The following is a 618-nucleotide window of genomic DNA, read 5'->3' on the forward strand; positions in this document are numbered from 1 at the left end:
GTCGGATAATTTTAATTCTGTTTTTGCTTTTTCAATATAAGGCTGACATAGTGTTAAATCAGCTTCTTCACCTGTGCTTCTTTTATAGCACATATTTTTTGTATAAACATAATCTTCCGAAATAAAACTGCCGTCCCGCATTACCATAAGAGGGTCTTTTTCTTTCGTAAATAAGTCTGTTCCAAATTCTACGGATTGATTTGTTTTAATACCAAGTAAATGAAGTAACGTTGGTTTAATATCAATTTGACCAGATACTTTAGAGATGACYTTTCCTTCTTGGCCAGGCACATGAATAATGAGAGGGACGCGTTGTAATTGCATAGAATCAAACGGTGTAATAGCGTCTTTCCCAAGGAACTGAGCCATAGCTGCATTATGGTTTTCAGAAATGCCGTAATGATCACCATAAATGACAATAACGGAATTATCATATAGTCCTTCGTCTTTCAATTGTTTAATAAATAATTTAAGAGCTTCATCCGTGTAACGAACGGTTGGGAAGTAGCGATTTAAAACACCACTTTCGGAATTAAATTCATCAACATATTGATCTTCTGGATTTAGAAGAAATGGAAAATGGTTTGTTAACGTAATAAATTTTGTATAGAACGGTTG

General features: G+C 34.0%; 1 protein-coding gene. It reads right to left on the reverse strand.

Annotation, left to right across the window (positions count from 1 at the left end):
- The coding region (locus tag AC1DJR_RS32660) for an LTA synthase family protein (protein ID WP_477004536.1) at positions 1-618 on the reverse strand (618 nt) is incomplete at both ends.

It is taken from the genome of Bacillus sp. 05T31 (assembly GCF_056396725.1).